The organism is Trichloromonas sp., from assembly GCF_041583255.1.
In the GTDB taxonomy this organism is placed as follows: Bacteria; Desulfobacterota; Desulfuromonadia; order Desulfuromonadales; family Trichloromonadaceae; genus Trichloromonas.
The window spans coordinates 1-7,238 of the sequence record NZ_JBFHGD010000172.1; the positions used below are offsets into that span (position 1 = coordinate 1).

The 7,238-nt window shown below is 62.5% G+C and carries 7 protein-coding genes and 2 tRNA genes; 6 read left to right on the plus strand and 3 right to left on the minus strand.

Features of this window, described 5'->3' with window-relative positions; genetic code table 11:
- The 3 genes from ABYV89_RS12695 to ABYV89_RS12705 form a co-directional block, all read right to left on the minus strand.
- A partial coding sequence (locus tag ABYV89_RS12695; protein ID WP_432823331.1) for an alcohol dehydrogenase catalytic domain-containing protein occupies positions 1 to 242 on the minus strand: 242 nt, incomplete at its 3' end.
- Positions 243 to 288: 46 nt separating this feature from the next.
- A complete protein-coding gene (locus tag ABYV89_RS12700; RefSeq protein WP_432823325.1) occupies positions 289 to 477 on the minus strand; it encodes a DUF6726 family protein in 189 nt (62 codons plus the stop codon).
- Between the two features lie 28 nt (positions 478 to 505).
- On the minus strand, positions 506 to 1,996 hold the full coding sequence (locus ABYV89_RS12705; RefSeq protein WP_432823326.1) for an AAA family ATPase: 1,491 nt from the start codon (positions 1,994 to 1,996) through the stop codon (positions 506 to 508).
- Positions 1,997 to 2,241: 245 nt separating this feature from the next.
- On the opposite strand from ABYV89_RS12705, the gene ABYV89_RS12710 reads away from it, so the two are divergent.
- The 6 genes from ABYV89_RS12710 (at position 2,242) to ABYV89_RS12735 (ending at position 7,094) form a co-directional block, all read left to right on the plus strand.
- Entirely contained in the window at positions 2,242 to 3,957 is a 1,716-nt protein-coding gene (locus ABYV89_RS12710) for a proline--tRNA ligase (protein WP_432823327.1), read from the plus strand.
- Positions 3,958 to 3,996: 39 nt separating this feature from the next.
- Positions 3,997 to 5,226, plus strand: a complete 1,230-nt coding sequence (locus ABYV89_RS12715) for a DUF4388 domain-containing protein (RefSeq protein ID WP_432823328.1) — start codon at positions 3,997 to 3,999, stop codon at positions 5,224 to 5,226.
- The gene (pyrF, locus tag ABYV89_RS12720) at positions 5,223 to 5,960 is read left to right on the plus strand and encodes an orotidine-5'-phosphate decarboxylase (RefSeq protein ID WP_432823329.1); all 738 of its coding nucleotides are present in this window, start codon (positions 5,223 to 5,225) and stop codon (positions 5,958 to 5,960) included. Before ABYV89_RS12715 ends, pyrF begins: the two co-directional genes overlap by 4 nt.
- On the plus strand, positions 5,957 to 6,712 hold the full coding sequence (gene rlmB, locus ABYV89_RS12725) for a 23S rRNA (guanosine(2251)-2'-O)-methyltransferase RlmB (protein WP_432823330.1): 756 nt from the start codon (positions 5,957 to 5,959) through the stop codon (positions 6,710 to 6,712). The genes pyrF and rlmB overlap by 4 nt, the downstream gene beginning before the upstream one ends.
- Positions 6,713 to 6,885: 173 nt before the next feature.
- Positions 6,886 to 6,961, plus strand: a tRNA-Thr gene (locus ABYV89_RS12730).
- A 48-nt stretch (positions 6,962 to 7,009) separates the two neighbouring features.
- Positions 7,010 to 7,094: transfer RNA gene (locus tag ABYV89_RS12735), tRNA-Tyr, on the plus strand.
- Positions 7,095 to 7,238 lie beyond the last annotated feature (144 nt).

The window sequence follows — 7,238 nt, forward strand, 5'->3', positions numbered from 1 at the left end:
CGCTCGCCGGGGCGGAAGCGGGTGACCTGGTCGCCGATCTTGACCACGGTGCCGACGATTTCGTGGCCGGGGATCAGGGGCAGCTTTGCTCCGCTCAGCTCCTGGTCAACGATGTGCAGATCGGTGCGGCAAACCCCGCAGGCGTGCACCCGGATCAGCAGCTGCCCCGGGGAAGGCTGGGGGACCGGCAGCTGTTTCAACTGCAGCCGGCGCTGCCCGGTTTCAAGCACCATGGCCCGCATGCTGGCGGGGAGCTTCATCTCGGATCTCCTCGTCGGGCTGCCGGTGTCAGATAGGGACGTCGTCGATGGTTTCGGCGGCGGTGTCGAGGGCATCATGGATGCTGTTGCCGGCTCCAGGGACGATGGAGAGGACCGCACCGCCAACCCGTATCGGGACCGAAACCAGCTTGGTGAAGAGGCAGCCGCTCAGCTGGCTGGCGAGCAGCAAGATGATCAGGGTTTTGATAAATGTCACAATAGCTCCTTGGACTGAGGTGGTTGGCCTACCTGCCGGCGCCGACGCTGGCCGGCACCGCCCGTTTGAAGGCCCAGGCTTCGATCTTCTTGATCTGTTCGGCCATGGTGACCGACAAAGGGACGGTGCGGCTGATCGCTTCCATGATGTCCTGCTGGGTGATGGAGCGGGTCTGGGACAGCGCCTCGAAGCTGGCGCTGGCGATGGCCTGTTCGATTTCGGCGCCGGAGAAGCCCTTGGCCGAATGGGCGAGCATTGAAATGTCGAGGGCGTCCGGTTTGACGTCCCGCTTGCGCAGGTGGATGCGGACGATTTCCTCCCGTTCGGCCAGGCCCGGCAGGGCGACGTAGAAGATTTCATCGAAGCGGCCCTTGCGCAGCACCTCGGCCGGCAGCATCTCGATGGCGTTGGCGGTGGCGGCGACGAAGACCGGGTGCCGCTTCTCCTGCATCCAGGTCAGGAAGTAGCCGAGGACCCGCGAGGCCGAGCCCCCTTCGGCCTTGAAGCCCTGGTTGGAGATGCCGGATTCCATTTCGTCGATCCAGAGTACGCAGGGGGAGAGGGCTTCGGCGGTTTTGCAGGCCTTGCGCAGGCTGCTCTCCGGTGAGCCGAAGGTTCCCTCGTAGACCGTGGACATGTCGAGGCGGATCAATGGCAGGTGCCAGCGGGCGGCGATGGCCTTGACGAACAGGCTCTTGCCGCAGCCGCTGATGCCCATCACCAGCACCCCGCGGGGAAGGTTGCGCCCCGAGGCCAGCCCTTCGGCGCCGAAGGCCCTTTCCCGTTTTTCCATCCACGACTTGAGGTTTTCCATGCCGCCAAGCTGGTCGGAGGTGACGTCATTTTCGACGAACTCCATGATCCCGCTTTTGCGCAGCAGCTGCTTCTTGGTGCGGAACAGGGCGGCGATCACTTCGTCGGGCCCGCCCCCCTTGGTGACCTTGGCCAGCCGCAGGGCCCGATCGAGGTTCAGCAGGTCGAGTCCCTGGGCGGCGACGACCAGGCGGCTGATGTCTTCTTCGCTGGCCAGTAACTGCTCGAGGAACGGATCCCTTTCCCGGTTTTTTTCGAGAAAGGCCTGGATTTCCTTACGATCCGGCAGGCCGTGGTCGAGCAGCAGAAAGTCTTCCCGCAGGGCCGGTGGGATGTCCGGTTTAGGGCCGAGAAAGACCAGTGTCTTGCCGGCTGGTCGGCGCACCGCGGCGAAATCCTTGAGGGTGCGCTGGATATACGGGTTGTCGTGCCAGAACCAGTTGAGGTCCTTGAAGATGAAAATGCCGGGCCCTTCCTGGTCAACCGCCCAGCAGAGGCTGGCAAGGGGGTCGCTGGTTGTTTCCTGGCCGGCAATGCCGGCCGTGCAGTTCCATACCTGGGGAACCGGCATTCCCTTGATGGCGTGCAGGGCCGCCCGGGTGATCAGCGCCTCGGTTCGGCTTTCGTTGTCGGTAGAAATGTAGATCAGCGGCGTTCCGGCCGCCACCTGCTGGCTGAAATTGGACAAGGTCAGGAGTTCTTCCATGGCAGATTCCTTCCGCTAGGCAGAGTGGTGAGCCGCAGACTTCAGTTTCATACGTTAAATCATTGAGGGAAATTTGTCCATGGCCTGTTGCCCGGTCGATCCGGGGGCGGTCGCCGGCTGCCGTCATTGGGCTTGCATTTACCGTTGAAATACGCTAGTTTTCTTGTCTTCTTCGGCTCCCCGGCCGGTTGCGCAACATTTTAATCCCCAAGTGAACTTATATATAAAGCATAAGAGGTGCGGCCATGCGTTATTCCCAATATCTGCTTTCCACCCTGAAAGAAACCCCTGCGGATGCCGAAGTCGTCAGCCATCAGCTGATGATGCGGGCTGGGATGATTCGCAAGGTCGCCGCCGGCATCTACAGCTATCTTCCCTTCGGCCTGCGGTCGATCCGCAAGGTTGAGCAGATTGTTCGTGAAGAGATGAACCGGGCCGGGGCGATCGAACTGCTGATGCCGATGGTGGTGCCGGCCGAACTCTGGCAGGAGTCGGGGCGCTGGGAGCAGTACGGCAAGGAACTGCTGCGCATCAAGGATCGCAAGGAGGCCGCCTTCTGCCTCGGCCCGACCCATGAAGAGGTGATTACCGACATCGTCCGCCGCGAGGTTCGCTCCTACCGGCAGCTGCCGCTCAACCTCTACCAGGTTCAGTCCAAATTTCGCGACGAGATCCGGCCCCGCTTCGGCCTGATGCGCGGCCGCGAGTTCATCATGAAAGACGCCTATTCCTTCGACGTCGACGAGGCCGGTGCCGATGTCGCCTATGAGAAGATGTACCAGGCGTATCGGCGCATTTTTGAACGCTGCGGCCTCAGGTTCCGGGCCGTCGAGGCCGACACCGGAAATATTGGCGGCACCTCGTCCCACGAGTTCATGGTGCTGGCCGATTCGGGGGAGGACGCTATTGTCTCCTGCGACAGCTGCGAGTACGCGGCCAACGTCGAAAAGGCCGAAATTCGCCCCCCCCAGGCAGCGGCCCCGGTCCTGACCCAGACGTTGCAGAAGGTGGCCACCCCGGCTCGCCGCACCATCGAGGAAGTGGCCGAGTTTCTCAAGGCCCGCCCCGAGCAGCTGATCAAGACCCTCATCGTGCAGACCGATGCCGGCGAGACGGTGACGGTGCTGCTGCGCGGCGACCGGGAACTCAATGACATCAAGCTCTGTCGCCTGCTCGGCTGCAACGATGTTGAACTGGCCAGCGAAGAGCTGGTCAAGCAGGTGACCGGTGCGCCGACCGGTTTTGCCGGTCCGGTTGGGCTGAAAGCGCGGATTCTGGCTGATTCTGAGGTTCGCTTCATGACCGATGCCATCACCGGCGCCAACGAACTGGATGCCCATTACACCGGGGTCGCCTGCGGCCGGGATTTCATCGTCGAAACCTTCGCCGACCTGCGCGAAGCCGTAGCCGGCGATCCCTGCCCACGCTGCAGCGGCAAGCTGGAAATCTGGCGGGGGATCGAGGTCGGTCACGTGTTCAAGCTCGGCACCAAGTATTCGGCCGCCCTCGATGCGAGCTTCCTCGATGCCCAGGGCCAGGAGCAGGTGCTCTTCATGGGCTGCTACGGGATCGGCATCGGCCGCACGGTGGCGGCGGCCATCGAGCAGAACAATGACGACAACGGCATCATTTTTCCCATGCCGCTGGCCCCCTTTCAGGTCATCGTCACCATGGTCAATCCCAATGACGAGCAGGTCAACCAGGCGGCCGACGCGCTTTATCGTCAACTGCTCGACTTGGGTGTCGAGGTGTTGCTCGACGATCGCGACGAGCGTCCCGGCAGCAAGTTCAAGGATGCTGACCTGCTCGGCATCCCCCTGCGGGTGACAGTTGGTGCCCGCGGACTCAAGGAGGGGGCGCTCGAGCTGCAGGAGCGGCGCAGCGGGGAGCGCGAGATGATTCCCCTGGCCGAGGTCGGAGCGCTGGTCGCTGCACGGGTTCGCCAGGCGCTGTCGGCCTGAGGCCGAAGCAGTTGTCAGGTAAGAGACAGGCGAATTGATATGGCTAAAATGATCATCGACAGCGGCGGCAGGCTGGGTCTGCCCCATCCGGTGGTAAAGGAGCTCGGTCAGCAGACCCTTGAGCTCTGCTCCCATTCGGCCCAACATCTTCTGCTGACCGCCCGGCGCGACGACTCGGAGCTGGTCATGGCGGGGGTGCTGGGGGAAATCGGGATCACCGACCTGTTGTCCTTTTTCAATATGTTTCGCAAGACCGGGGTGCTCAGCTTCAGCCTGACCGGCGGCAGCAAGGAGCTCTATTTTCAGCAGGGTGAGATCGTTTTCGCCACCAGCAATTTTCCCGAAGAAGATCTGGGCGAGCTGCTCTGCGCCCTCGGCAAGCTCGATCGGCACATCCTGCAGCGTTTGCGTTCACCCGGCGCCGGTTCCGCGGTTACCGGCAAGCTCCTGGTCGAAAAAGGGGTGGTGGCGCCGAAAGATCTCTGGCACGCCACCCGCCATCAGGCCGAAACCATTGTCTACAATCTCTTTGCCATGGAACACGGCAGCTATTCCTTCGTCGCCAGGCCGCTTGCTGAGGAGCAGATCCTGCGGCTCTCCATGAGCACCCAGAATCTGATCATGGAGGGGTTGCGACGGGTTGACGAGCGGGCCCTGTTCATGCGGCGCATCGGTTCCGAGGACCATATTCCGGTGCCGAGCGGCAAGACGGTTCAGGGAATGCCGCCGGCGGCCGAGCGGATGATGAAGCTGGTCGGCGAGGATCGCCACAGCGTACGGGAGCTGTTGCGCAGGAGTGGCGCCGGAGAGTTTGATGGGCTGCGTCTGCTGTTCCACCTGGTTGAGAAGGGGCTGGTGCGCATGGAGGATGCGCCGACGGTGGAGGTGGACGGGAAGCTCGGCGACATGCTCAACATCTTCAACAGTGCCCTGATCGTCCTTTACCGCCGGGTGTCGGCGAAAAAGCCGGGTTTCGGCCAGGAGGTTCGCTGTTTTCTGCGTGACCTGCCGCAGCCGTTCTCTTTCGTCTTTCGGGATGTCGCCCTGCGGGACGATGGCAGCATCGACGGCGGCCGGATCCTGGGCAACCTGGCCGGGCTCGAAGAGGGGGACAAGCAGCGGCTGCTGGCCGAGGCTCTGAGCGAGCTTATTTATATGGAGTGCGGCATTGCCCGTCGCGAACTGGCGGCGGCCGAGTCGGGCGAACTGATCCAGCGGGTACAGGAAGTCACCCGTCGGGTGAAGTCACTTATCGGGAGAAAAGAATGAACGAGGCGGCAAAAAACAGGCTGATCTTCGCCCTCGACGTCGACTGTTTCGAGGATGCCGAAAAATGGGTCAAGCTGCTGCACGAAAAGGTCGGGGTGTTCAAGGTCGGCAAGCAGCTCTTTACCCGTTGCGGCCCGGACGTGGTGCGGATGATCCGTGGGGAGGGCGGCGAGGTGTTTCTCGACCTCAAGTACCATGATATCCCCAATACCGTGGCCATGGCCGGGCTGGAGGCCTGCCGTCTCGGGGTCCGGATGTTCAACGTGCATGCCCTGGGCGGAGCGGAGATGATGCGCGAGACGGTGGCCAAGGCTGACGCCCTGGTTCCCCGCGGCAGTGAGGGTCGTCCGCTGCTGCTGGCGGTGACCATTCTCACCTCCTCCACCGAGGAAACCCTGCGGGCGGTCGGCATCGATCGGCCGGTCAGCGAAATGGTCCCCCGGTTGGCCCTGCTGGCGAAAGAGGCGGGGATGGACGGAGTGGTCGCTTCCCCCAAGGAGGTCGGTCTGATCCGCGAGGCCTGCGGCCGGGACTTTGTCATTGTCACCCCCGGGGTACGGCCGTCTTTTGCCTCGCTGGATGACCAGAAGCGCGTCACTACGCCAGCCGATGCCATCACCGCCGGCGCTGATTACCTGGTGATCGGCCGGCCGATCTCGGCTGCCGCTGATCCGGTGGCCGCGGCCGACCTGATCCTGGCGGAAATCGGCGGGGCGTTGCAGGGCCGTCGATGAGCGATGTCGTTTACGGGGTAAACCCGGTTCGGGAGGCCCTGGCCGGCGATCAGCGCAAGCCGCTGGAGCTCTTTGTCGCCCGCGACGGCCGCTCTGCGCGCATCGACGAGGTGGTGCAGGAGGCAGCCCGCCGGGAGGTGCCGGTGCGGACGCGTGAGCGCAAGGATCTCGACCGGCTGGCCGGGCATGGCCACCACCAGGGGCTGGTGCTGCGGGTGGAGCCCTTTGCCTATGCCGAGTTCGAAGACCTGCTGCAGCGCTGGCGGGATTCGGCTGCGGGCGGGTTTTTTCTGGTGCTCGACGGCTTGACGGATCCGCATAACGTCGGTGCCGTGCTGCGCAGCGCCGAGGCAGCCGGCTGTCATGGCGTGATCACCGCCAAGGATCGGGCCTGTCCCATCACCCCGGTGGTCGATCGGGCCGCGGCCGGTGCCCTGGCTCATCTCCCCCTCTGCCAGGTCACCAATATTTCCCGCACCCTTGAGCAATTAAAAGAAGAGGGCTGCTGGATTTTCGGGTTGGCCGGCGAAGAGGGCGCCACCCCCCTGTTTCAGGCGGATCTTTCCGGCAACCTGGCCCTGGTGGTCGGCAGCGAGGGAAGCGGTCTGCGGCCGAACGTGCGCAACCATTGCGATGTTCTGCTGGGGATTCCGATGCAGGGGGCGGTTTCATCGCTCAACGCATCGGTGGCGGCGGCCATCGCCCTGTTCGAAGTGGTGCGCCAGCGCCATATTGGCGGGTCGACGAAGTAATCGGACGTTGCCGGGGGGGGCGCATTTTTTGATGCGTAACAAGAAAAAGCGATATTAAGTGGTTGACAAGCTCCGGCAAATCGACTATAAATCCTGCTTCGTTGCCAGGGCTGAAAAAAGGTGAAAAAAGAACTTGCTTTTTGCCTTCCGTTGTTGTAAAAACGCTCCCCTGTGCTGGCGTAGCTCAATAGGTAGAGCAGCTGACTTGTAATCAGCAGGTTGCGGGTTCAATTCCTGTCGCCAGCTCCATTGAGCTGCAGGGTATCTGCCCTGAACATACAAACAGAAGTTTCCCCTGGAGGGGTTCCCGAGCGGCCAAAGGGAGCAGACTGTAAATCTGCCGTCGTAGACTTCGGAGGTTCGAATCCTCCCCTCTCCACCATTTAGAAACTTGCCGGGTCGATCCCCGGATGGCGGAATCCCAGGAGGCTTTGCCGAATGTACTGGAGCCGACGCCGACGGTGAGCCCAAAGAGCTGAAAATAGAAGGTTGGATTTTTGGCGGGAGTAGCTCAGTTGGCTAGAGC